Origin of the sequence: Pseudomonas sp. B21-036 (genome assembly GCF_024748925.1) — a bacterium.
GTDB classification, from domain to species: domain Bacteria; phylum Pseudomonadota; class Gammaproteobacteria; order Pseudomonadales; family Pseudomonadaceae; genus Aquipseudomonas; species Aquipseudomonas palmensis.
The window spans coordinates 1,060,932-1,084,367 of sequence record NZ_CP087178.1; the positions used below are offsets into that span (position 1 = coordinate 1,060,932).

Here is a 23,436-nt window from a genome sequence, read left to right on the forward strand (position 1 = left end):
GCAAATGTTTTCATGAATCAGGGCACATGCCCCTGCGGCGATGACGCCGTGCGCGACCAGGCCGCCGAATGGTTCGCCCGTGGCCGCGATGCGCCCCTGACGCCCCAGCAGCAGGCGCAACTGCATGCCTGGCTGGCGCAGCACCCCCAGCACAAATATGAATACGACCTGCTCGGGCGCCTGTGGGGCGCGGCCGACCTGCTGCCGCGCGAGCGCCTGCAGGCCTTGTGTGCGCCCGACCCGGTACGCCAGCTGCCGCGTCGACGCCTGTTGCGCCAGGCCCTGGCAGCCAGTGTGGTGGCGGTCGCGGCAGGGCTTGGCTGGTTCGGCTGGCAGCAGCACCAGCTCAATTACCAGGGCCAGATGCAGACCGGCCTGGGCGAGCGTCGCCAGCTCGACCTGCCCGATGGCTCGCGCCTGGAGCTCAACGGCCGCACGCGGGTGCAGGTGAGTTTCAGTGCCGGGCAGCGGGACATTCGTCTGGAGCAGGGCGAGGTGATGTTCAGCGTTGCCCATGATACGGCCCGCCCCTTCGTGGTCAGCACCGGCCATGGCAAGGTCACGGTCACCGGTACGCGCTTCGATGTGCGCCGCGACAGCGAGCAGACCCGCGTGGCGGTCGAGCAGGGTTCGGTGCGCGTGCAGGGCGACGGCCAGGGGCAGGCGCTGCTGAGCGCCGGCCTCGGTTCGCACATCGATGCCCATGGCGCGGTGGCAGCGCCCTATACGGTGGACGCCGCCGCGTTGACCGCCTGGCGCGGCGGCAAACTGGTGTTCAACGATGTGCCGCTGGGCGAGGTGGTGCGCGAGGTCTCGCGCTACCGCGAACACCCGCTGCGCGTGGCTCCCGGCAAAACGGCGGCGCTGCGCCTCAGCAGCAGCTTCAGCACCGATGACACCGACGCCCTGCTGCGCGCCTTGCCCAGCATCCTGCCGGTGGCCATCAAGGCCCATGCCGATGGCTCGCAAGAAATAATCGCAAAATAGATTCAGGTTTTTTTCCCGTTGTTCGTCTTCCTGCCCAACTGCAACTGCCAAGCATTTTCATTCGCAGGCGGTGGCCGATTTTCTGACCCTCAGGACTTCTCGACGACGTGAACAACAACAAGGTTTCCAAACGCTGGCTGCCGCTGGCACTGGCATTGGCCGTCAGCGGCGGCATCGCCAACAGCTACGCCGATTCGGCACCCACCAGCATCCAGATCCAGGCCCAGCCGCTGGCCGCGGCACTGGGCCAGCTGGGCCGGCAGACATCGCTGCAACTGTTCTTCAGCCCCGACCTGGTGGCCGGCAAGCAGGCCCCGGCGGTGTCCGGCAACCTGGCCCCCGAACAGGCGCTGCAGGCCCTGCTGCAGGGCAGCGGGCTGACCTACGAGATTTCCCAGGGCACCGTGGTGCTGCACGCGGCGCAGCCAGTGAGCACGGCGCCCGGCACCCTGGAGCTGGCGCCTACCGACATCAGCATGGTCGGCGACTGGCTGGGCGACGCCCAGGAAAGCGTGGTACAGAACCACCCCGGTGCGCGCACCGTGGTACGCCGTGAAGCCATGGTCGAGCAGGGCGCGCTGAGCGTGCGCGACGTGCTGCGCGGGGTGCCGGGTGTGCAGGTGCAGGACTCCAACGGCACCGGCGGCAGCGACATCGCGCTGAACGTAGGCGTGCGCGGGCTCACCTCGCGCCTGTCGCCGCGTTCCACGGTGCTGATCGACGGCATTCCCGCCGCATTCGCCCCGTATGGCCAGCCGCAGTTGTCGATGGCGCCGATTTCCTCGGGCAACCTGGACAGCATCGACGTGGTGCGCGGCGCAGGCTCGGTGCGCTATGGGCCGCAGAACGTCGGCGGGGTGATCAACTTCGTCACCCGAGCCATCCCCGAGAAGGCCACCGGCGAGCTGGGCACCACGATCCAGACCTCGCGTCATGGCGGCTGGAAGCACATCGAGTCGGCCTTCCTTGGCGGCACCGCCGACAATGGCCTGGGTGCGGCGTTGCTGTACTCCGGGGTCAAGGGCAATGGCTACCGCAGCAGCAACAACAGCAACGACATCGACGACGTGCTGTTCAAGACCCACTGGGCGCTGACCGACCGTGACGAGCTGTCGCTGAACTTCCATTACTACGATGGAAAGGCCGACATGCCCGGCGGCCTGACCCAGGCCCAGTTCGACAAGAACCCCTACCAGTCCGACCGCGACCACGACAACTTCACCGGTCGGCGCAAGGATGTCTCGCTCAAGTACCTGCGCCAGATCGACGACGTAACCCAGTTCGAGGTGCAGACCTACTACACCGACAGCTTCCGTGGCAGCAGCATTGCCGCGCGCGACCAGCAGACGCTGTCGTCGTACCCGCGCAGCTACCATACCTTTGCCGTCGAGCCGCGCCTGTCGCGTGTGTTCGTCACCGGCCCGGCCACCCAGGAGGTCAGCGTCGGTTATCGCTACCTCAAGGAAGCCATGCACGAGCAGGCCACGCGCCTGGCGCTGATCGACAACGTGCCCACCGTGACCCCGGAATCCGACGGCCACGTGTACCAGGACCGTACCGGCGGCACCGAGGCCAGCGCCTACTACATCGACAACAAGATCGACGTGGGCAACTGGACCATCACCCCGGGCGTGCGTTTCGAGCACATCAACACCGACTGGAACGATCGCCCGGTCATGGGCCTGGGCAACAAGCCGGTGGTTGCCAAGAGCCGCAGCGTGACCAGCAACGAACCGCTGCCGGCATTGAGTGTGATGTATCACCTGTCCGATGCGTGGAAGCTGTTCGCCAACTACGAGACCTCGTTCGGCAGCCTGCAGTACTTCCAGCTGGGCCAGGGCGGGCAGGGCGACCAGACCGCCAACGGCCTGCAGGCCGAGAAGGCCAAGACCTACGAGATCGGCACGCGCTATGACAACGGCAACTGGGGCGGCGAGCTGACCGCGTTCTACATCGACTTCGATGACGAGCTGCAGTACATCAGCAACGACGTGGGCTGGACCAACCTGGGTGCGACCAAGCACCAGGGCATCGAGGCCTCGATGCACTACGACCTGGCAGGGCTGGACCCGCGTCTGCAGGGCTTGAGTGCGAACGCCGGCTTCACCTACACCCGCGCCACCTATGAAGGGGCGATCCCGGGCTTCGAAGGGCGCGACCTGCCGTTCTACTCACGCCAGATCGCCAATGCCGGGCTGCGTTACCAGGTGGACCGCTGGACCTGGAATGTGGACGCCTATGCGCAATCCAAACAGCGTGCTCCGGGTACCGGCATGACCAGCAAAGGTGCCTTCACCGGCGACTACATCACCGAACCGACGGCTGATGGGCAGTATGGCGACATTCCGGGGTATGTGACCTGGAGTGCGCGGGGCGGGTATGACTTTGGTGCGCAGCTGTCGAACCTGAAGCTGGCGGCGGGGGTGAAGAACATCTTCGACAAGCAGTTCTTCACCCGTTCCAGCGACAACAATTCGGGGATCTACCTGGGCGAGCCGCGCACGTTCTATGTGCAGGCCAGTGTAGGGTTCTGACAACGCCTTCGCTACGCCGATCACACAGGCCATGGCCTGCCGGACCGGCGTTGTCAGCCTTGTCTGTTCGGCAGTAGATCGCGGTGGAGCTATTCAGGCCACCGCCTCAGCCGGCGACACGATGCTGGTCTTCATGCCCCGCGAACGCCCCGAACTCAGGTACGCGGCAATCGATTCCTGGGTGACCTCGCCCAGGAACACGTTCTCGGCGTCCAGCACCGGCAACCACGAACGGTTGAACTCGTACATGCGCGACAGCAGGATGCGCAGGTGCTCGTCATGCGCGGCGGTGGCGTTGAACGTGCGCAGGAAGTCCGCGCAGGTGCCCTGCTGACGGTGCAGGTCGCGCCGGCGCACATAGCCCATCGCCTTGTTCTGGCCATCGGTGACCACCACGTAGCGACGGTCATGTTCGTCCATCAGCTCCAGCGCATCGGCCACCGACGTCTCGGGGCTCACCGATGGCGCGTTGTCCGCCGCATCCTCGGCACGCACCAGCAGCAGGCGCTTGAGGGTGCTGTCCTGGCCCACGAAGTTGCTCACGAAGTCATCTGCCGGGTGCGCCAGCAAGGTGTCGGGGTGGTCGATCTGGATCAGCTTGCCGGCGCGGAAGATGGCGATCTTGTCGCCCAGCTTGATCGCCTCGTCGATGTCGTGGCTGACCATGATCACGGTCTTGTTCAATGCACGCTGCATCTCGAAGAACTCGTTCTGGATCATCTCGCGGTTGATCGGGTCGACCGCACCGAACGGCTCGTCCATCAGCAGCAGCGGCGCATCCGCCGCCAGCGCGCGGATCACGCCGATACGCTGCTGCTGGCCACCGGACAGTTCACGCGGGTAGCGGTGCAGGTACTGCTTGGGCTCGAGCTTGATCATGCTCATCAGCTCGCGGGCCCGCTCGTGGCACTTGTGCTTGTCCCAACCGAGCAGGCGCGGCACCACGGTGATGTTCTCCTCGATGGTCATGTTGGGGAACAGGCCGATCTGCTGGATCACATAGCCGATGGTGCGACGCAGCGTCACCGCGTCCAGGTCGGTGGTGTCTTCGCCATTGATCAGCACCTTGCCCGAGGTGGGCGCGATCAGGCGGTTGATCATCTTGAGGGTGGTGCTCTTGCCGCATCCGGACGGGCCGAGGAACACGCAGATCTCGCCTTCGTTGACCGTCAGGCTTACCGAGTCGACGGCCTTTACGTCCTTGCCGTTGCTGTGGAAGGTCTTGCACAGGTTCTGAAGTTCGATCATTTGAGCAGTCCTTTTGGAGTCAGCGAGCGTTGCAGGGCTTGCAGCAGCAGGTCGGCGAAGATGGCCAGCAGGCTCACCAGCACGGCGCCGACCAGCAGCATCGACATGTCGCTGCGGCTGATGGAGGTCAGGATAAGTACGCCAAGGCCACCGGCACCGATGGTCGCGGCAATGGTCATCACGCCGATGTTCATCACCACGGCGGTGCGTACACCAGCCAGAATCACCGGTACCGCAATCGGCAGCTCGACCATGCGCAGGCGCTGGCCGAAGGTCATGCCGATGCCGCGGGCGGCTTCGCGTATGCCGGGCTCGACGTTGGTCAGCGCCAGGTAGGTGTTGCGCAGAATCGGCAGCAGTGAGTACAGAAACACCGCGGTGATCGCCGGCAGCGGGCCCAGGCCCTGGCCGAACTTGGAATAGAACGGCAGCAGCAGGCCGAACAGGGCGATCGACGGCACGGTCAGCAGCACCGTGGCGCTGGCCTGCAGAGGCCCGGCAAGCACCGGAAAGCGGGTCATCAGGATGCCCAGCGGTACGCCGATCAGAATGGCCAGGGTGACCGCGATGCCGACCAGGGTGATGTGCTCCCAGGTCAGTTGCAGCACCTGGGCCCAGTCCAGGTGGGCGAAGGTATCAAGCAGACTCATGGTTGCTCCTCGGCAGGTGGATGCTGGCGCAGGTAGGCGGCGGCGACTTTGCTCGGGCTCTGGTGCTCGACGTCCACCTTGGCATTGAGCTGGCGCATGGTCTCGTCATCCAGTTGCTCGGCCAGCGGCTTGAGCAGCCCGGCCAGTTGCGGATGGGCGTCGAGCACGGCCTGGCGCACCACCGGGGCGGCGGTGTAGTCGGGGAAGTAATGCAGGTCGTCGTCCAGCAGCTTGAGGTCGAAGGCGCTCAGGCGCCCGTCGGTGGTGTACACCAGCCCGCTGAACACCTGGCCGTTGCGCAGCGCGGTGTACACCAGCCCGGCGTCCATCTGGCGGATGTCGCGGCGGGTGAACTGCAGGTCGTAGGTCTGGGTCAGGCCCACCAGGCCGTCGGGGCGGTTGGCGAACTCGGTGTCCAGCGCCAGTACATGGCTGCGGTCGGGCTCGTCGCGCAGCACCTGATTGAGCTGGCTGATGCTGTTGACCTGCGGGTACTGCTCGGCGATGTTGCGCGGCAGCGCCAGGGCATAGGTGTTGCTGAACTTCGAGGGTGCCAGCCACACCAGGCCCTTCTTCGCGTCCAGCTGCTTGACCCGGGCGTAGGTGGCCTCGGCGCTGTCCATGCGTTCGTCGATATGGTTGTAGGACACCAGCGACACGCCGGTGTATTCCCACACCATGTCCAGTTGGCCGCTTTCCTGCGCGCTGCGCGCCAGGGTGCTGCCCAGGCCGCCGGTGATGCGCACGTCGAAGCCGTGGCTGCGCAGGTACTGCGCGGTGATTTCGGCCAGCACGGTCTGTTCGGTGAACACCCGCGCGCCGAGGCGGATCAGGGGTTTGTCGGCGGCCTGGGCGAATCCTGCGAACAGCAGGGCCGCGCCCAGCAACAAGGCGATTCTTTTCATGGGGGTTCCTTCGCTTAGTTGGCCAGGCCGCGTTCGAGCCAGCGGCGACTGCATTGGCTGACCAGCGCATCGAGCAGCAGGGCGAGCAAGGCCGTGGTGGCGGCGCCCAGCAACAGTTGCGGCTGGTTGTTAAGGGCGATGCCGGGGAAGATCAGGCTGCCCAGGCTGTTGGCGCCGATCAGGAACGACAGCGGCGCGGTACCCACGTTGATTGCCAGTGCCACTCGAACGCCGCCGACGATGATCGGTACCGCATTGGGCAGCTCGACCCGCCACAGCGTCTGACGCGGGGTCATGCCGATGCCGGTGGCGGCTTCCTTGAGCGAGGCGGGGACGTTTTTCAGGCCTTCGTAGGTGTTGCGCACGATGGGCAGCAGGGAGGCGAGGAACAGCGCGAAGATTGCCGGGCCTGCGCCGATGCCCAGAAAGCTCAGGGCGATGGCCAGAACGGCCAGGGGGGGAACGGTGTTGCCAATGTTGAAGATCTGCATGAAGCGTTCGGCGCGGTCGACCCGGTGCGGTCGACTCAAGGCAATGCCGGCGGGGATACCCACGGCCAGCGCCGCCACCATCGAGCACGCCACCAGCATCAGGTGCGCTTGCAGGTAGAACCACAGATCGGCGCGGTAGTGCGCGATCGTATCGATGCCGATCCAGTGGATCAGCAGGGCCAGGATGACGAGCGCGGCGGCCCATCCCATCAGCCCCTTGCCATAGCGTTTAGCCACAGGCGGACTCCTTTTTTTGTCGGCGGGCACACTCCCGTGGCGGCTGCCGGTCCAGGCAGCAGGCAGTGTGATCGCGATAAGCAGCGGGTCGCTCCGGTAGAGCGGAACACGCCATGAGCGCAGCCTCGTCAGGCGCATGTTGCCGATGAAACCCACCCTGACGAACGGTTGAAAACCGTATACGTAACATCTCGTAACAGGGCAGTGGACGTCTCCGCAGTCGCAAAGGTTCCCATCCGGAGCGGCATTTGGCCAGCGCAGATCGACCCAGTGGTTCAGTTAGGGGGTGAGTTTGAGCTATAATCGCCGCCCTTTTTTGAATCTCCAGTCAGGCGATTTCCCATGACCAACCAGGCCGCCGAAGTCGCGAAACGCCGCACCTTCGCCATTATTTCCCACCCCGATGCGGGTAAGACCACCATCACCGAGAAGCTGCTGCTGATGGGCAAGGCGATTGCCGTCGCCGGTACGGTGAAATCGCGAAAGTCCGACCGCCATGCCACCTCCGACTGGATGGAAATGGAAAAGCAGCGCGGCATCTCCATCACCACCTCGGTGATGCAGTTCCCGTATCGCGACCATATGGTCAACCTGCTCGATACCCCCGGCCACGAAGACTTCTCCGAAGACACCTACCGCACCCTGACCGCAGTGGACTCGGCGCTGATGGTGCTCGACGGCGGCAAGGGCGTAGAGCCACGTACCATCGCCCTGATGGACGTGTGCCGTCTGCGTGACACGCCCATCGTCAGCTTCATCAACAAACTCGACCGCGATATCCGCGACCCGATCGAGCTGCTCGACGAGATCGAGGCGGTTCTCAAGATCAAGGCCGCGCCGATCACCTGGCCGATCGGCTGCTACCGCGACTTCAAGGGCGTGTACCACCTGGCCGGTGACTACATCATCGTGTACACCCCGGGCCACGGCCACGAGCGTACCGAGGTGAAGATCATCGAGAAGCTCGACTCGGACGAAGCCCGCGCCCACCTGGGTGACGAGTACGAGCGCTTCATCGAGCAACTGGAACTGGTGCAGGGCGCCTGCCATGAGTTCGACCAGGACGAGTTCATCAACGGCCAGCTGACCCCGGTGTTCTTCGGTACCGCGCTGGGCAACTTCGGTGTCGACCATGTGCTCGACGCGGTGGTCGACTGGGCGCCTCGTCCGCTGCCACGTGTGGCCCATGAGCGCACCGTGGAGCCGACCGAAGAGAAGTTCAGCGGCTTCGTGTTCAAGATCCAGGCGAACATGGACCCCAAGCACCGCGACCGCATCGCGTTCATGCGCATCTGCTCGGGCAAGTACGAGAAGGGCATGAAGATGCGCCACGTGCGCACCGGCAAGGACCTGCGCATCGGCGACGCCCTGACGTTCTTCTCGTCCGAGCGCGAGCAGCTCGAAGAGGCGTTCGCCGGCGACATCATCGGCCTGCACAACCACGGCACCATCCAGATCGGCGACACCTTCACCGAGGGCGAGAGCCTGGGCTTCACTGGTATTCCGCACTTCGCCCCTGAGCTGTTCCGCCGCGTGCGCCTGAAGGACCCGCTCAAGTCCAAGCAGCTGCGCCAGGGCCTGCAGCAACTGGCCGAAGAGGGCGCCACCCAGGTGTTCTTCCCCGAGCGCAGCAACGACATCATCCTCGGCGCCGTGGGTGTGCTGCAGTTCGACGTGGTCGCCAGCCGCCTGAAGGAAGAGTACAAGGTCGAGTGCGGCTACGAGCCGATCACCGTGTGGTCGGCGCGCTGGATCAGCTGCGACGACAAGAAGAAACTCGAGGAATTCAGCAACAAGGCCGTGGAAAACCTGGCCATCGACGGTGGCGGTCACCTGACCTACCTGGCGCCGACCCGGGTCAACCTGGCGCTGATGGAAGAACGCTGGCCGGACGTGAAATTCCGCGCCACCCGCGAACACCACTGAGTTTTCGCACACCCCACGCCCGCGCAGCCCCCTGGCTGCGCGGGCGTTTTCGTTTCAGCCCCCCGCCGCCGGTGGGCGATGGCTTGCCTGGCCCAGGCGGTAGACCAGCAGGGTCAGCGAGTCGGCGTTCTTGAGCATGATTCGCGAGCGCACCACCGCATCGTCCAGAAAGCGCTGGCGCGCGACCGCCAGATCATGGGTGTCGGCGATCTTGAGGATCAGGCTCAGGCCCTTGTTGTCGTCACGGGTGATGTCGCGTCGGGTACCGTCGCGTGAGCGCACCACGAACAGGCGCCGGGCCGGTGAACGGTGAGAGAACGCCTCGTCGTGCTGGCGCCTGAGCCAATCCTGCTGCTCGCCGGGCATGAGCAGGTCGGCAAATGCCAGCGAGGCATCCAGGTAGCGCATGTCGCGTGTGTCATAGGCGATATGCGAGAACTCGTGCAGCAGGCAGTTGGCACGCGCAATGGCATCGGCTTCCTGCCAGGACAGCTCGGGCCTGAGCTGGAGCCTGCCCAGGTAGCTGACGTCGAAATAGGCGTCCAGCAGAAACAGTTGCCGGAGCGGGTCATGGGGCGAGGTGAAGGCGATGCCGGTGTAGTTGCCGATATTGCTGGCCAGGATGTAGCGCCTGGACGTGGCGACCGAGTAGTCCTGCGAGGTCATCAGTTCGAAGAGTTTTTCCACCGGTTCACGTACGCGCTGCAGCAGCGCTTCGTCGGGTTCGACGCCGAAGAAATCGCTGAGGATCGTGCGGGTCTGTGCCGGCATGCGTTGCACCGGGCTGGCCTGCTGCAGGTTGTCCAGGCAGATGCCCAGGTAGTCGAGCGCCGTGCGGTGTGCCTGGCGCAGCATGCGCGCACGGGCCGGCATGAGTCGCTGGATCTGGCGCATGCCCACGGCCCGGATGACGATATCGTTGCCGGCCATCACCTGACGCGAGGCCCACCCGCCCAGCCTGCCGATGATGCCACCACTTAGCACGGGTATGGCCTGCTGCGGGTCGATCTGCCAGCGGCCGTTGCCTTCGCTGCGCAGGCGTGGCCCTGGTTCGTCGATGTCCGGCGCACTCAGGTGCCAGCGCTGGTCCAGCTGGCGAACGCCGTACACCTTGCCCTCCAGGCAGGCGAACTGCGTCTGGCCATCGACGTCGGTATAGATCTGCTCGCGGCTGGCCAGGCCATCGAGGGACTGCTGCGGCACTTCGTAGGCGGACAGCCGCTGGTGCGACGCCTGCCCCAGGCGCCGCCAGAATTCGCCTTCGTCGGCCGGCAGCGCGCCAGGGCCCTGTTCGCGCACGCCATGCCCGGCCAGCAGGCCCTGCACCAGGGTGCAGGTCAGTTCCGACAAGGCCTGCGCCCAGTCGCCCGAGGGGCGCTCGGCCAATTGCAGCAGCGACAGTTCGCCCTGCCACGCGGCCAGCAGCAGGCCGATGCGGCCGGGGATGAACAGGGTCAGTTGGCTCCAGAGCAGCCCGAGTACCTCTTTCAGGGTGGCCCAGCGGGCTTCGGCGGTACTCACCAGTTGCGTATGGGCCATGCCCTGCAGCAGCGCTGCATTGGTCTCGAACAGGTACTGCAGGGCGTTGCCATGCACCGGGCGCCAGGCCAGGGTCACCGGCTGCTGGGCATACAGGGGCAGCTCGAAATCGAATTCGGCGCTGTAGGGCAGGTGGGCCTCGGTGAACCCACCGTGGTCGTAGCGCGGGCGCATCGTGTCGGGCATGCAGGCCAGTATCCGGGCCTGCAGGGTTGGCACGCTGCGAAGCTGCTGCAGCAGGTCGGCCGAACTGCTGAAGGCCTGGAACAGACCGCCGGCCTGGTACGGCGTGTACATCACCACAGGGCCGGGCGCGGGGCTGGCGTACATGAACAGGTACACCCCGGGCACGGTATCGGGGGGCAGGCCGCTGTCGGCGATCAGTTCCAGGGGCACCAGTTGTGCGGCGGGGGCTGGCAGCTGGTCACGGGCGGTGGCGTCGGGCTGCTCGACGACGGCGCGGATGCACTCGACGTCGGCTGCGTCCAGTTGCCCCTGGAGCCGGGCGCGCCACGCCGCCTCCAGCAGTTGCCCCGGCAATTGCCGGCAGAACAGCCGCAGGCGCCTGGGGTAGCTCGCATGGTTGCGGTCCAGTTGCTCGGCCAGCAGCTGGCGATAGCCTTGACCCAGGTCCAGTTCGCGCACCAGCGCCCGCAGGTAGGCGGCATCGATGCGCGCAGGCACGGTCATGTCGCCCTCGAGCGTGATTGCGGTGATGGCGTGGTCCCAGTCGCGGTAATGGTTGAGCGCGTAGTCGACCAGGGTCTGGCGATGCTGGATGCTGGCGGCCGCTTCGCCTGTGGGGACCTCGCCGGTGGGCGGCAACGCGGTGACCCAGCGCGTGGTGGTGATCAACAGCTGGTCGGCAGGGTAGCGGCCGGCCGCGAAGTCCTGGTCCAGGCGGGCCTGAACCCGTTGGCGGGCATAGTCGGTCACCGCCGGGATGTCGAACAGGTAGTCCTGTGGTGACGGGCTTTGCAGCAGGTTGCGCCCCAGAACCTGCAGGTAGCCGTACTGTTCGGTGGGGGCGGCCTGCGCCAGCCAGTCAGGCAGTTGGGCACGCAGGCGCCGGGCACTGGCCAGGCGCTGCAGACGCTGCAGGTAGCGCAGCGTGCCAGGCGTGTCGAGCGTGCTGCGCAGCAGGTCGGGCAGGTGTGCGGCAGGCAGGCCGCGCCGGGTGAGCCGGTCGAAGGCGCGCCGCGTTGCGGCCACGTCGTGTTCGGCCTGCCAGCTTTGCAGGTGGTGCGCAGGCGCGCCTGCCAGCGCCAGCCATTGAAAGCGTTGCGCGGCGGGGTAGCGCGCTGCGACGGCCTGCTCCAGCGCAAGGCGCGAGGTGAATGCGGCAAAGCCCTGGTCGAGGGTCCACAGCAGCCACAGATCGGGCTGTGCCTCGAGCGGCTGGCGGGTCAGCAGCAGGGCCTCGCTGCTGGGCGCCTGGTCCAGGGCCAGTTGCCAGGCCCAGGCCGGCGCTGCCGGCGAGGGCGCCGGAAACAGGGCGGCGTGAATCAGCGCGCGTGCCGGGGCTGGCAGCAGGCTGTCGTGGTCGAGCAGGCGGTACTCGAGGGTCAGGGCCAGCTGCCACAGGTGCTTGAGGTACGTGCGTCGCTGCGCTTGATACTGCGTCAGGGCGCTTGCCAGTTGGCTGGCGGTGGCATCGGCGACCTGTGCGACAGCCTGTCGGGCCAGCGCCAGGTCGAGCGCAGGCAAGGCCACAGGCTGTTCGGCCACCACCGGGCCGCTGACCAGCCAGCGTTCATCCAGCGAGGTGCCGATACCGCCGAGCCGCTGCCACACCAGTTCGGCCAGGCTCAGCCACGTGCGCCCGGCGCCGGGCTGGCCCAGGCGTACCTGGAGCACTGGCGGGCCCTTGTCCAGCACTGCGGCAAGGGCCTGGTCGAGCCCTGCCGCAGTCACCGTCTCCAGGCCTGGTACCTCTTCGAACAGTGCCTGCGCGTGGCCGGTCAGTGCGCTCACCAGCCGGTTCAGTTCCTCCAGGTCAGCGCCGGCTGCCTGTGTCGACGCTTGCAGCCGGGCCAGGGTGGCCGGGCTGTCGTGGGCGTGGGGCGAGGTGCCCAGGCGCGCGAGTTCGCCGGCCAGTCGACTGTCGAGGTCCAGCGCCTGGCGGCATGCCTGATAACCGTCCTGGCCGCTGTCAGGGCGCAGTTGTGTTTCGATGTCCTGTTGCTGGGCGCTCAGCACCTGGCCAACCCAGCTGTCCAGTGCGGGGGCGGCCAGCGGTTGCAGGTGCAGGGCGCTGATGCGCAAGGCGCCCAGTTGGCTCTGCCGCGATGGGCTGACCACCGGGCGCCAGCTGTCGCGCAACCGGGGGTCGGTCAGCGACGATAACAACGCCCGCTTGCTGGCATGGCGCTCCAGCCCGCGTGCAGCACACCAGGTGAACACCGGGCCGGCACGGGTGTCGAGCACGAGCACGCCCTCGAGCAGTTGGCTGTGGCCTTGCGCGGTGGTGACGTTGAGGCTGAACGCTTGCAGGGGCGAGAGGGCCTCGGTGTCCAGCCATTGCAGCAGCGCTGCGTGGTCGGTTTCGGCAAGGGCGCCGGCCCAGGCCTGGCACGTGATCGCCTCGCGCACGCCCGCGCCCATCAGGCGGGCCAGTTGCCGGGCCGGCGTGTCGCTGCCGGCCTTGGCGGTATGCCAGTACCGGTGCAGTTGCCGTTGGCAGTCGCGTGCCGCCGCCAGGCGCTGCGGCGCCGCTGCAGCGGTAGCGGTGGTGGTGGCCAGGGCCTGCTCCCACAACGAGTCGGCTGGCGGCTGGCCCAGTACCTGCTGCTGCAGCTCGCCCAGCGCCTGGCCCTGGCGAGCGGCGATGACCAGCATCAGGTACTCGAACACCTCGTCCTCCAGCCGTTCGACCTGAATATCCACGATGCCGCCCTGGCCTGCCAGCAGGCGATCCCTGGGGGCGATGTAGTGCAGCAGTACGTGCGGGTGGCCGCTGCTCAGCAGTTCAACGAGGTGGTGCTTGAGCTGGGTACGGTCTTCGAAGCGCAGCAGCCCCAGCAACGGGTGGTAGAAAAAAACACGGGGGTGCGTGCTGCGGCTCAGCAGCAGGCTGGCGGTCAGTTCGTTGGCGTGGGCGCTGGCGGTGATCGCGCTCAGGCGGTCGATTCGCGGCGCGTCGGGCCCTGGCGCCTGCAGCCAGCCTTGCAGCCAGCGATGCTCCTCGTCATCGAGGCTGTCTCGGGCCTGTGCCAGGTGATCGGCAAAGCGCTGGCGCAGCGCAATGCGGTGAAAGTACGGCAGGGTCTTCAAGGGCATGGTGTGGGCTCGGCAGTGGGTGGGCGCCGGGCAACGGGCGGGCTGCGCTGTTGCCCCGGCAAGGGCTTCAGGCTGCCGGGGCACACAGGCCGAGGGTGGTATCTATTGCAGGGTGGTTCAGTTGCCGGCCTTGATGCTGGTCCAGATGCGGGTGCGCAGGCGGTCGATCTTGGCCGGCATGGCCTGCAGGGCGAACAGCTTGCCGAGCATGGCATCGGTCGGGTAGATCATGCTGTTGGCCTTGAGCGCCGGGTCCACCAGGCGGTCGGCTGCCTGGTTGCCGTTGGCGTACTGCACATGGTTGCTGATGTCGGCCATCACCTCGGGTTGCAACAGGTAGTTCATGTAGGCATAGCCGGCCTTTTCGTCCGGGGCATCGGCGGGCATGGCGACCATGTCGAACCACATCGGCGCGCCGTCCCTGGGAATCTCATAGCCCACCTTCACCCCGTTTCTGGCCTCTTCTGCACGGTTTCTGGCCTGCAGCACGTCGCCGGAGAAGCCCACCACCACGCAGATATCGCCGTTGGCCAGGTCGCCGGTGTACTTGGAGGAGTGGAAGTAGCTGATGTACGGGCGCACCTTCATCAGCAGGGCCTTGGCCTTCTCGTAGTCGGCCGGGTCCTGGCTGTGGTGCGGCAGGCCCAGGTAGTTGAGCGCGATCGGCAGCAGTTCGGGGCCGTTGTCGAGGATCGCTACACCGCAGCTCTTGAGCTTGCTGATGTTCTCGGGCTTGAAGATCAGGTCCCAGGAGTCCACCGGGGCATTCTCGCCCAGCGCCGCCTTGACCTTGTCGATGTTGTAGCCGATGCCGGTGCTGCCCCACAGGTAGGGGAAGCCGTAGCGGTTGCCCGGGTCGTTGACTTCCAGCGCCTTGAGCAGCACCGGGTTGAGGTTCTTCCAGTTGGGCAACTGGCGCTTGTCCAGCGCCTTGAGCGCCTTGCCCTGGATCTGCCGGGCCATGAAGTGGTTGGAGGGGAACACCACGTCGTAGCCCGAATTGCCGGTCATCAGCTTGCCGTCGAGGGTTTCGTTGCTGTCGAACACGTCATAGGTGGGCACGATGCCGCTGGCGGCCTGGAAGTTCTTCAGGGTGTCGGGGGCGATGTAGCTGGACCAGTTGTAGATTTTTACCGAGTCGGCCGCCTGGGCGATGGAGGCGGCCAGCAACAGCGGGGCGAAGAGCAATGGGCGCATGTCCGGATTCCTTGCTTGGTCTGTTTTTGTCGAAGGAGGCAGGCGATCAAAGGATCAGAAAATCAATACGTAGGTCTTGCGCACGGTCTCGTGGATATCCCAGATACCGGTGCTGTTGGCCGGCAACATCAGTGCGTCGCCGGCTTCTATGGTCAGCGGCTCGCCGCCGTCGGGGGTGAAGGTGCAGCGGCCCTTGATGAAGTGGCAGAACTCCTGCTGCTCGATCTGGCGCCGCCAGCGACCCGGGGTACATTCCCAGATGCCGGTTTCGACGCCGTCGTTGCGCTCCACGCAGGTCACCGAGGTGACCGCCACCGGCTCGCCCAGGGGCACGGCCACCGGGTTTGACTGTTCGAGAGCGACGCTATGGGTGTGCTTGAACTGGGTAATGCGCATGCCGGTGGTCCTGTGCAGGGGGAAGTCAGTGCATCAGGCTTTCCATGAAGTCCGCCACACCGCTGGCCAGGCGCCGGCGCCAGGGGGCGCTGGCCGGGTTGGCGAGGGTCTGGTCTTCGTGGACGAAGCTCTTGATGATCGCGTTGTAGCCGAGCCAGCGGCACGGCTCGGGCTCCCAGCGCGCCAGGCTGTTCAGGCGCGCCGCGGGGTGTACCCAGGGCTGGGCGGTGAGTGCGTTGCGTTGGCCCAGGATCAGCGCCGCCACGGTGCGCCCGCCCAGGTTGCTGGCGCCCACGCCTTCGCCGCCATAGCCACCGGCCAGGGCGATTCCCTGCTCGGCATCGCACAGCATGTGCGGGCGAAAGCGCCGCGCCATGCCCAGGTTGCCGCCCCAGGCGTGGGTGATGTCGACGTTCTTGAGCTGCGGAAACAGCTCGCCGAACAGGTAGCGGCGCAGGCCGATTTCGCTGTCGCTGAGGGTGAAGTCTTCGCGCAGGCGCCCGGCGAAGCGATAGCCGCCGCGGGCGCCGAACACCAGGCGGTTGTCGGCACTGCGCTGGCCGTAGGTGACCTGGCGGCTGTTTTCGCTGAAGGCCTGACCGGCGTTCAGCCCGATCTGCTCCCACACCTGCTCAGGCAGCGGCTCGGTGGCCACCAGCAGGCTCTGTACCGGCAACTGATAGCGACCCAGCGGCGGCAGCCCGACGGCATAGCCTTCCACCGCCGGCACCACCCACTGGCAGCGCACCTGTGCCTGGGCGGTGCGTACCTGACCCTTGTGCCAGTCGATGACCGGGCTGTTCTCGTAGAGCTTCACCCCCAGACGCTCGACGGCCCGGGCCAGGCCGCGCACCAGTTTGGCCGGGTGCACGGTGGCCACGTTCGGCGTGTAGATCGCCCCATAGGGCTTGGCGATGCGCAGCTGCGCGGCCAGCTCGACCGGGCTCAGCCAGCGATACTCGGCCTCGTTCAGGCCCTGCCGGTAGCGCTTTTTCAGGTAACTGCGCAGGCTCGCTTCCTGCTCGGGGTAGCGCGCCGCGCAATAAAGGGCGCCGCCCTTGCGGTAGTCGCAGTGGATGCCTTCGCGCTCGAGCACCGTTTCCACTTCGTCGGGGATGCCGTGCAGCAGGTCATAGGCGTCGCGGCGCTGTTCGGGGGAGCAATCGGCCAGCAGGCGGTCTTCGCCCAGCAGGTTGCCCATCAGCCAGCCGCCGTTACGCCCCGAGGCGCCGAAGCCTGCGATGTTGGCCTCGACGATGGCGATGTTCAGGTGCGGTGCCTGGCGCTTGAGGTAGTAGGCGCTCCACAGGCCCGTGTAGCCGGCGCCGATGATGCATACATCCACGTCCAGGTCCTGGCGCAACGCCGGGCGCGCGATCAGCGGCTCGTCAAGCTGGTCCATCCAAAGGCTGATACTGCGCCATGCCTGCATTGTGTTCGGCTCCACATCCGTAACGGTGTGGGCCGATGCTAGGGCTGGGCGGGCGGATTGTCTTGCGTGCGTGTCCGCAGAGAAATCTGTTGCACGTAGGCCTTGGGCGACAGGCCGGTGTGCTGGCGAAAGCACTTGTAGAACGCCGACAGTGAATTGAAGCCGGCGGCGAAGGCCAGGTCATCGACCTTGGGCGCCGGGCCTGCGCGTTCCAGTTCAGCCAGCAGATGCTGCAGGCGGGCCTGGTTGACGTAGCGGTAGAAGCTCTGGCCCAGCACCTGGTTGAGCAGGTAGGAGATCTGGTTGCGGCTGTAGCCGCACTCGCGGGCGACCTGTTGCAGGTCCAGTTGCGGGTCCAGATAGGGCTGGCGACGGGTGAAGTAGTGCTGCAGGTCCTGGGCCATGAAGCTCAGCTGGCGCGGTGACAGGCCCAGGCGGCTGGTGGCCGGGCGCAGGCTGGGGTGGCCGGTGTGGCGTGAAGGCTCGCGCACCAGCGAGGCGTATTCGTTGACCTGCCAGATCAGGCCGTCGCGCACGGTGATGGCCTCGCTGGCACGAAACGCGGTGATGCCGTCGCCGCCGCGCAGCGTTACCTGGTACTGGATGAAGGCGGTGCAGCCGTCGGTGCGGATGCGGTCGCTGTGCACGATGTCCTCGCCGTCCTGGCGCGGCATGCTGGCGGCCACGTATTCGCGCAGCTCGGCCAGGTGCAGTACGCGGTTCTGGAAGAAGTCGTTGTACTGGATGTCGGGGTGATAGAGCGCCATCACGCCGTCGAGGTCGCGGTGTTTCCAGCACAGGTGGTAGCGCAGCACGGTGGCGGCGGTTTCGGCGGTGTGTTCGGGGCCGTCGGGGATCGGGTGTGCGGCCATGGGGCTGGCTCATTGGAGGTAGGAAAGCAGAATACCTGCAGGGCCCTATCGCGGGTCAAGCCCGCTCCCACAAGGACAGCAGTGATCCGTGTGGGAGCGGGCTCGACCCGCGATTGCTGGCGCAGCGGTTCTAGAGAAACTGCTCCGCATAGTGGCATGCCACCTGCCGTGTACCCACCGGCCGGAACGCCGGCTCTTCACTGGCACAGCGCTCGGTGGCATACGGGCAACGCTTGTGGAACGCGCACCCCGGCGGTGGGTTCAGCGGGTTGGGCAACTCGCCCACGATCCTGATCTTTGGCTTGAGCGGGTCGGGGTGAATGGTCGGGGTCGCCGACAGCAGGGCCTGGGTGTAAGGGTGCAAAGGCCTGGCATAGATATCCTCCTTGGGCCCCATTTCCGCCGGGCGCCCCAGGTACATCACCAGCACCTGGTCGGCCACATGCCGCACCACCGCCAGGTTGTGCGAGATGAACACGTAGGCGGTGTTGAACTCCTTTTGCAAATCCATGAACAGGTTCAGCACCTGCGCCTGGATCGACACGTCCAGCGCCGAGGTCGGCTCGTCCGCCACCAGCACCTTGGGTTGCAGCATCATGGCCCGCGCCAGGGCGATGCGCTGGCGCTGGCCACCGGAGAACATGTGCGGGTAGCGCTGGTAGTGCTCGGGCCGCAGGCCCACCTGCTGCATCATCGCCTGCACCTTTTCGCGGCGTTCGGCCCTGGACAGCCGGGTGTTGATCAGCAGCGGCTCGGCCAGTTGGTCACCGACCTTCTGGCGCGGGTTGAGCGAGGCATAGGGGCTCTGGAACACCATCTGCACATCGCGGCGCAGTTGCCGGCGCTGCTGCTTGCTGGCACCGGCCACCTCCTGCCCGGCGATCTGCAACGAGCCCGACGACGGTTCCTCGATCAGGGTCAGGGCGCGGGCCAGGGTCGACTTGCCGCAGCCGGATTCGCCGACCACGGCCAGGGTCTTGCCGGCCTCCAGTTCGAACGACACCCCATTGAGGGCGCGTACCAGGGCATGGCCCTTGAACAGGCCCAGGGACACTTCGTAATGACGGGTGAGGTCACGGGCGGTCAGTACGACGCTCATCACGCCACCTCCTGGTTGAGCGGGTAGAAGCAGCGGGCCAGGCTGTGGGCCTTGGGGTCCAGGCTCGGACGTTGCTGGCGGCAGTGGTCCTGCACGTAGGGGCAGCGCGGCGACAGCAGGCAGCCGTGGGGCCGGTCGTAGCGTCCGGGCACGATGCCGGGCAGGGTCGCCAGGCGCTCGGCGCCTTCGCTGTGCTCGGGGATCGCTGCCAGCAGGGCTTCGCTGTAGGGGTGCGCAGGCACCTCGAACAGCTCGGGCACCTGGCCGACTTCCACTGCCTGGCCGGCATACATCACGCACACGCGGCGGGCGGTTTCGGCCACCACGGCAAGGTCGTGGGTAATCAGGATCAGCGCCATGTCCTGCTCTTTCTGCAGGTTGAGCAGCAGCTCCATGATCTGCGCCTGAATGGTCACGTCCAGCGCCGTGGTGGGCTCGTCGGCGATCAGCAGCTTGGGTTCGCCGGCAATCGCCATGGCGATTGCCACGCGCTGGCTCATGCCGCCGGAGAGTTGGTGGGGGTAGGCATCCAGGCGGCTTTCCGGGGCCGGGATCTCGACCTTCTTCAGCAGCTCCAGGGCACGCTGGCGCGCCGCCTTGCCGCGCAGCCCCAGGTGCTGGCGCAGCACCTCCTCGATCTGGAAACCCACGGTGTAGCTGGGGTTGAGTGCGGTCATGGGGTCCTGGAAGACCATCGCCATGTCCTTGCCGACCAGCTTGCGCCGCTGCCGGCCGCTCAGGGTGAGCATGTCGCTGCCGTTGAAAGTCAAGGCGTCGGCGGTGATGCGCCCGGGGGCGTCGATCAGGCCCATCAGCGCCATCATGGTCACCGACTTGCCCGAGCCGGACTCGCCGACAATCGCCAGCACCTCGCCCTTTTCCACGTTCAGGTCGAGGCCGTCGACCACCGGTACCGCCGAGGCGTCGCCGAAGCGCACGCTCAGGTTCTTGATGTGTAGAAGTGACATGGGCTTCTCCTCAGGCGGCATTCTTGAGTTTCGGGTCCAGCGCATCGCGCAGCCCGTCGCCCATCAGGTTGATTGCCAGCACGCTGAGCAGGATGGTCAGGCCCGGCAGGCTGACCACCCACCAGGCGCGTTCGATGTAGTCGCGGGCCGAGGCCAGCATGGTGCCCCACTCCGGGGTCGGCGGTTGCACGCCCAGGCCCAGGAAGCCCAGCGCGGCGGCATCGAGAATCGCCGAACTGAAACTCAGGGTGGCCTGCACGATCAGCGGCGCCATGCAGTTGGGCAGCACGGTGACGAACATCAGGCGCGGCAAGCGTGCCCCGGCCAGGCGTGCGGCGGTGACGTAGTCGCGGTTCAGCTCGCCCATCACCGCGGCGCGGGTCAGGCGCACGTAGGCCGGCAGCGAGACGATGGCGATGGCGATCACGGTGTTGATCAGGCCAGGGCCCAGGATCGCCACGATGGCCACCGCCAGCAGCAGCGAGGGCAGCGCCAGCATCACGTCCATCAGGCGCATGATGGACGGGCCAAGCAGGCGCGGGAAAAACCCGGCCAGCAGGCCCAGCAGCACGCCCGGGATCAGCGAGATCAGTACCGACGACAGGCCGATCAGCAGCGACAGGCGCGAACCCTGGATCAGCCGCGAGAGCAGGTCGCGGCCCAGCTCGTCGGTACCCAGCAGAAACTGCCACTGGCCGCCTTCGAGCCATACCGGCGGGGTCAGCAGGAAGTCGCGGTACTGCTCGCTGGGGTTGTGCGGCGCCACCCACGGGGCGAACAGCGCGCAGAACACGATCAGGCACATGAACAGCAGGCCGGCCACCGCGCCCTTGTTGCGCGAGAAGGCGTGCCAGAATTCCTTGTAGGGGGAGGGGTAGAGCAGGCTCTGGTCGAGCGGCGCGGCGTCGACGGCAGCGTTTTTTGCAAGCGGATTGGTCATGAGCGAAGGCCTCAGCGCTGATGTCGGATGCGTGGGTTGGCCAGGCCGTAGAGGATGTCCACGACGAAGTTGACCAGGATCACCAGGCAGGCAATCAACAGGATGCCGTTCTGTACCACGGGGTAGTCACGGGCGCCGATGGCTTCGATCAGCCATTTGCCGATGCCCGGCCAGGAAAAGATGGTTTCGGTAAGCACCGCGCCACCGAGCAAAGTGCCGACCTGCAGGCCGACCACCGTAAGCACCGGGATCAGCGCGTTGCGCAGGCCGTGCACGAACACCACCCGTGCCGGCGACAGGCCCTTGGCCCGTGCGGTGCGGATGTAGTCCTCGCGCAGCACTTCGAGCATCGAGGAGCGGGTCATGCGTGCGATCACCGCCAGCGGGATGGTGCCGAGCACGATGGCCGGCAGGATCAGGTGCATCAACGCGTCCTTGAACGCGCCTTCCTCGTCGCTGAGCAGGGTGTCGATGAGCATGAAGCCGGTGGTCGGCTCGATGTCGTAGAGCAGGTCGATGCGCCCGGACACCGGCGTCCAGCCCAACCCGACCGAGAAGAACATGATCAGGATCAGGCCCCACCAGAAGATCGGCATCGAGTAGCCGGCCAGGGAGATGCCCATGACCCCGTGATCGAACAGCGAGCCGCGCTTGAGCGCGGCGATCACCCCGGCCAGCAGCCCGACGATGCCGGCGAACAGCAGCGCGGCCATGGCCAGTTCGAGGGTGGCGGGGAACAGCGCGAGAAACTCGTGCCACACGCTTTCGCGGGTACGCAGCGACTCGCCCAGGTCGCCCTGGGCCAGCTTGCCGACGTAGTCCAGGTACTGCTGCGCCAGCGGCTTGTTCAGGCCGAGCCGTTCCATGGCCTGGGCGTGCATCTCGGGGTCGACCCTGCGTTCGCCCATCATCACCTCCACCGGGTCACCGGGGATCAGGCGTATGAGCGCGAACGTGAGCAGGGTGATGCCGAAGAACGACGGGATCAACAGGCCCAGACGCCGTGCAATAAAACTAAACATCGTGTGGTGTACCTCATCAGCCTAAGGCATGCCTGCGAGCGCCCGGGGGCGGGCGCTGCAAGCGTTATCGTTCTACTTCACCCGCGTGGTGGCGAAGTTGTTGTTGGTCATCGGGTTGATGACGTAGCCCTCGACGTTCTCGCGCAGGGCGGTGAACACCTTCGGGTGGGCCATGTTGATCCACGGTTTGGCCTCATCGTACACCGCCAGTGCCTGGACATAGAGTGCGGCGCGTTGATCGGGGTCGGCGGTTTCGCGGGCGTGGTCGATCAGCACCTGGAATCGCGGGTTGCACCAGCGTGCGTAGTTTTCCCCATTCTTCGCTGCGGCGCAGCTGAGCAGCGGGGTCAGGAAGTTGTCCGGGTCGCCGTTGTCGCCCGCCCAGCCGGCCGACACCATGTCGGCTTCGCCGGCCTTGGCGCGGCGCAGCATCTCGGCCCATTCCATCACGCGGATGTCGACCTTCAGGCCGACCTGGGCGAGGTCGGCCTGAAGCATCTCGGCGCTCAGGCGCGGGTTGGGGTTGGTGGGCCCGCCGCCGTTGCGGGTGAACAGGGTGAGCACGGCGCCTTCGGGTACGCCGGCCTCCTTGAGCAGCGCGCGGGCCTGGTCCAGGTCGCGGGGCGGGTTGCGGTTCTGGCTGTTGTAGCCCATCAGGGTCGGCGGGTAGGGGTTCACCGCCAGCAGGGCGTTGCCCTTGCCGAACAGTTGCTCGACATGGTGTTCGCGGTCGAAGGCCAGGTTGATGGCGCGCCGTACGCGCACGTCGCTCAGGTACCTGTGCTCGGTGTTGAGCGATATGTAGCCGGTGGTCAGGGCCTCCATTTCGGCCACCTTCAGGCGCGCGTCGGCCTTGATGCCGGGTATGTCGTCGGGCTTGGGGTACAGCGCCACCTGGCACTCGTTGGCGCGCAGCTTCTGCAGGCGCACGTTGTTGTCGGGGGTGATGGCGAAGATCAGCGCATCGCTCGGCGGCTTGCCGCGAAAGTAGTCCGGGTTGGGCCTGTAGCGCACCTGCGCGTCCTTGTTGTAGCGCTGGAAGATGAACGGTCCGGTGCCGACCGGCTTGCTGTTGAGTTCGGCGGTGGTGCCGGCCTTGAGCAACTGGTCGGCGTATTCGGCGGAATAGATCGAGGTGAAGGCCATGGCCAGGTCGCGCAGAAACGGTGCCTCGGGGCGGGTCAGGTGAAACGCCACGGTGTGCGGGTCGAGCTTTTCCACCGACTTGAGCAGGTGCTGGAAACCCATGCTCTCGAAATAGGGGAAGCCGATGCTGGTCTTGTCGTGCCAGGGGTGGGCGGGGTCGAGCTGGCGCTGGAAGCTCCACAGCACGTCGTCGGCGTTCAGGTCGCGGGTGGGGGTGAAGTAGTCGGTGGTGTGGAACCTGACCCCGCTGCGCAGGTGAAAGGTGTAGGTCAGGCCGTCGGGGCTGACTTCCCAGCGTTCGGCCAGGGCCGGCTGCACCTCGGTGGTGCCGGGCTTGAAGTCCACCAGGCGGTTGAACAGGGTTTCTGCGGCGGCATCGGCGGTGACGGCCGTGGTGTACTGCACGATGTCGAAGCCCTCGGGGCTGGCCTCGGTGCACACCACCAGCGGCTTGGCCATCAGCGGGGCTGCGGCGCTCAACAGGATGGCTGCAAGGGCAGCCTGTAGGGTTGACTGTTTCATGACACTTCCCTGCATTCGATTAAACCAGCGTAGCCATCGCGGCCGA

General features: G+C 66.3%; 17 protein-coding genes. 3 read left to right on the forward strand and 14 right to left on the reverse strand.

What is annotated here, in order from left to right:
• Window positions 1-12 precede the first annotated feature (12 nt).
• Both LOY33_RS04670 and LOY33_RS04675 read left to right on the forward strand, forming a co-directional pair.
• On the forward strand, window positions 13-987 hold the full coding sequence (locus LOY33_RS04670) for a FecR family protein (RefSeq protein WP_054916402.1): 975 nt from the start codon (window positions 13-15) through the stop codon (window positions 985-987).
• Window positions 988-1,094: 107 nt separating this feature from the next.
• Entirely contained in the window at window positions 1,095-3,521 is a 2,427-nt protein-coding gene (locus tag LOY33_RS04675) for a TonB-dependent receptor (protein WP_043862506.1), read from the forward strand.
• A gap of 93 nt (window positions 3,522-3,614) precedes the next feature.
• Here the strand turns inward: LOY33_RS04675 and LOY33_RS04680 are convergent, their stop codons facing one another.
• From LOY33_RS04680 to LOY33_RS04695, 4 genes are read right to left on the reverse strand one after another with little or no spacing between them, the layout of a single operon-like run.
• Window positions 3,615-4,769 carry a betaine/proline/choline family ABC transporter ATP-binding protein gene (locus LOY33_RS04680; RefSeq protein ID WP_058541415.1) on the reverse strand — a complete coding sequence of 385 codons (1,155 nt, stop codon included), beginning with the start codon at window positions 4,767-4,769 and terminating at the stop codon, window positions 3,615-3,617.
• Window positions 4,766-5,419: an ABC transporter permease gene (locus LOY33_RS04685; protein ID WP_043862504.1), complete on the reverse strand. Its 654-nt coding sequence runs from the start codon at window positions 5,417-5,419 to the stop codon at window positions 4,766-4,768. The genes LOY33_RS04680 and LOY33_RS04685 overlap by 4 nt, the downstream gene beginning before the upstream one ends.
• On the reverse strand, window positions 5,416-6,324 hold the full coding sequence (locus tag LOY33_RS04690; protein WP_088515319.1) for a glycine betaine ABC transporter substrate-binding protein: 909 nt from the start codon (window positions 6,322-6,324) through the stop codon (window positions 5,416-5,418). Before LOY33_RS04690 ends, LOY33_RS04685 begins: the two co-directional genes overlap by 4 nt.
• Before the next feature lie 14 nt (window positions 6,325-6,338).
• Window positions 6,339-7,052, reverse strand: a complete 714-nt coding sequence (locus LOY33_RS04695) for an ABC transporter permease (RefSeq protein ID WP_054916398.1) — start codon at window positions 7,050-7,052, stop codon at window positions 6,339-6,341.
• Between the two features lie 342 nt (window positions 7,053-7,394).
• Between LOY33_RS04695 and LOY33_RS04700 the strand changes: the two genes are divergently transcribed.
• Window positions 7,395-8,978 carry a peptide chain release factor 3 gene (locus LOY33_RS04700; protein ID WP_043862501.1) on the forward strand — a complete coding sequence of 528 codons (1,584 nt, stop codon included), beginning with the start codon at window positions 7,395-7,397 and terminating at the stop codon, window positions 8,976-8,978.
• A 54-nt stretch (window positions 8,979-9,032) separates the two neighbouring features.
• Here the strand turns inward: LOY33_RS04700 and LOY33_RS04705 are convergent, their stop codons facing one another.
• The 10 genes from LOY33_RS04705 to LOY33_RS04750 form a co-directional block, all read right to left on the reverse strand.
• Window positions 9,033-13,796: a dermonecrotic toxin domain-containing protein gene (locus LOY33_RS04705; RefSeq protein WP_258661954.1), complete on the reverse strand. Its 4,764-nt coding sequence runs from the start codon at window positions 13,794-13,796 to the stop codon at window positions 9,033-9,035.
• A 117-nt stretch (window positions 13,797-13,913) separates the two neighbouring features.
• Window positions 13,914-14,993: a polyamine ABC transporter substrate-binding protein gene (locus tag LOY33_RS04710; RefSeq protein WP_258661956.1), complete on the reverse strand. Its 1,080-nt coding sequence runs from the start codon at window positions 14,991-14,993 to the stop codon at window positions 13,914-13,916.
• Between the two features lie 54 nt (window positions 14,994-15,047).
• Window positions 15,048-15,389 (reverse strand): cupin domain-containing protein, encoded by a 342-nt coding sequence (locus LOY33_RS04715; RefSeq protein ID WP_043862498.1) that lies wholly within the window; start codon window positions 15,387-15,389, stop codon window positions 15,048-15,050.
• Window positions 15,390-15,414: 25 nt separating this feature from the next.
• Window positions 15,415-16,821, reverse strand: a complete 1,407-nt coding sequence (locus LOY33_RS04720; RefSeq protein WP_258661958.1) for an FAD-binding oxidoreductase — start codon at window positions 16,819-16,821, stop codon at window positions 15,415-15,417.
• 38 nt (window positions 16,822-16,859) lie between these two features.
• A complete protein-coding gene (locus LOY33_RS04725; RefSeq protein ID WP_043862496.1) occupies window positions 16,860-17,693 on the reverse strand; it encodes a nuclear transport factor 2 family protein in 834 nt (277 codons plus the stop codon).
• A 130-nt stretch (window positions 17,694-17,823) separates the two neighbouring features.
• Window positions 17,824-18,792, reverse strand: a complete 969-nt coding sequence (locus LOY33_RS04730) for a peptide ABC transporter ATP-binding protein (protein ID WP_043862495.1) — start codon at window positions 18,790-18,792, stop codon at window positions 17,824-17,826.
• On the reverse strand, window positions 18,792-19,760 hold the full coding sequence (locus LOY33_RS04735; RefSeq protein ID WP_258661960.1) for an ABC transporter ATP-binding protein: 969 nt from the start codon (window positions 19,758-19,760) through the stop codon (window positions 18,792-18,794). The genes LOY33_RS04730 and LOY33_RS04735 overlap by 1 nt, the downstream gene beginning before the upstream one ends.
• Before the next feature lie 10 nt (window positions 19,761-19,770).
• Window positions 19,771-20,700: an ABC transporter permease subunit gene (locus LOY33_RS04740; RefSeq protein WP_116052929.1), complete on the reverse strand. Its 930-nt coding sequence runs from the start codon at window positions 20,698-20,700 to the stop codon at window positions 19,771-19,773.
• A gap of 11 nt (window positions 20,701-20,711) precedes the next feature.
• The gene (locus tag LOY33_RS04745) at window positions 20,712-21,722 is read right to left on the reverse strand and encodes an ABC transporter permease subunit (RefSeq protein WP_043862492.1); all 1,011 of its coding nucleotides are present in this window, start codon (window positions 21,720-21,722) and stop codon (window positions 20,712-20,714) included.
• A gap of 72 nt (window positions 21,723-21,794) precedes the next feature.
• Complete coding sequence (locus LOY33_RS04750; protein WP_258661963.1) at window positions 21,795-23,390, reverse strand: ABC transporter substrate-binding protein; 1,596 nt, start codon at window positions 23,388-23,390, stop codon at window positions 21,795-21,797.
• Window positions 23,391-23,436 lie beyond the last annotated feature (46 nt).

What these genes read in the sequence shown, in the direction of transcription:
- LOY33_RS04670 (WP_054916402.1), top strand. Translation starts at nt 13, where the DNA reads ATGAATCAGGGCACATGCCCCTGCGGCGATGACGCCGTGCGCGACCAG.
- LOY33_RS04680 (WP_058541415.1), bottom strand. Translation starts at nt 4,769, where the DNA reads ATGATCGAACTTCAGAACCTGTGCAAGACCTTCCACAGCAACGGCAAG.
- LOY33_RS04685 (WP_043862504.1), bottom strand. Translation starts at nt 5,419, where the DNA reads ATGAGTCTGCTTGATACCTTCGCCCACCTGGACTGGGCCCAGGTGCTG.
- LOY33_RS04690 (WP_088515319.1), bottom strand. Translation starts at nt 6,324, where the DNA reads ATGAAAAGAATCGCCTTGTTGCTGGGCGCGGCCCTGCTGTTCGCAGGA.
- LOY33_RS04700 (WP_043862501.1), top strand. Translation starts at nt 7,395, where the DNA reads ATGACCAACCAGGCCGCCGAAGTCGCGAAACGCCGCACCTTCGCCATT.
- LOY33_RS04705 (WP_258661954.1), bottom strand. Translation starts at nt 13,796, where the DNA reads ATGCCCTTGAAGACCCTGCCGTACTTTCACCGCATTGCGCTGCGCCAG.
- LOY33_RS04710 (WP_258661956.1), bottom strand. Translation starts at nt 14,993, where the DNA reads ATGCGCCCATTGCTCTTCGCCCCGCTGTTGCTGGCCGCCTCCATCGCC.
- LOY33_RS04715 (WP_043862498.1), bottom strand. Translation starts at nt 15,389, where the DNA reads ATGCGCATTACCCAGTTCAAGCACACCCATAGCGTCGCTCTCGAACAG.
- LOY33_RS04720 (WP_258661958.1), bottom strand. Translation starts at nt 16,821, where the DNA reads ATGCAGGCATGGCGCAGTATCAGCCTTTGGATGGACCAGCTTGACGAG.
- LOY33_RS04725 (WP_043862496.1), bottom strand. Translation starts at nt 17,693, where the DNA reads ATGGCCGCACACCCGATCCCCGACGGCCCCGAACACACCGCCGAAACC.
- LOY33_RS04730 (WP_043862495.1), bottom strand. Translation starts at nt 18,792, where the DNA reads ATGAGCGTCGTACTGACCGCCCGTGACCTCACCCGTCATTACGAAGTG.
- LOY33_RS04735 (WP_258661960.1), bottom strand. Translation starts at nt 19,760, where the DNA reads ATGTCACTTCTACACATCAAGAACCTGAGCGTGCGCTTCGGCGACGCC.
- LOY33_RS04740 (WP_116052929.1), bottom strand. Translation starts at nt 20,700, where the DNA reads ATGACCAATCCGCTTGCAAAAAACGCTGCCGTCGACGCCGCGCCGCTC.
- LOY33_RS04745 (WP_043862492.1), bottom strand. Translation starts at nt 21,722, where the DNA reads ATGTTTAGTTTTATTGCACGGCGTCTGGGCCTGTTGATCCCGTCGTTC.
- LOY33_RS04750 (WP_258661963.1), bottom strand. Translation starts at nt 23,390, where the DNA reads ATGAAACAGTCAACCCTACAGGCTGCCCTTGCAGCCATCCTGTTGAGC.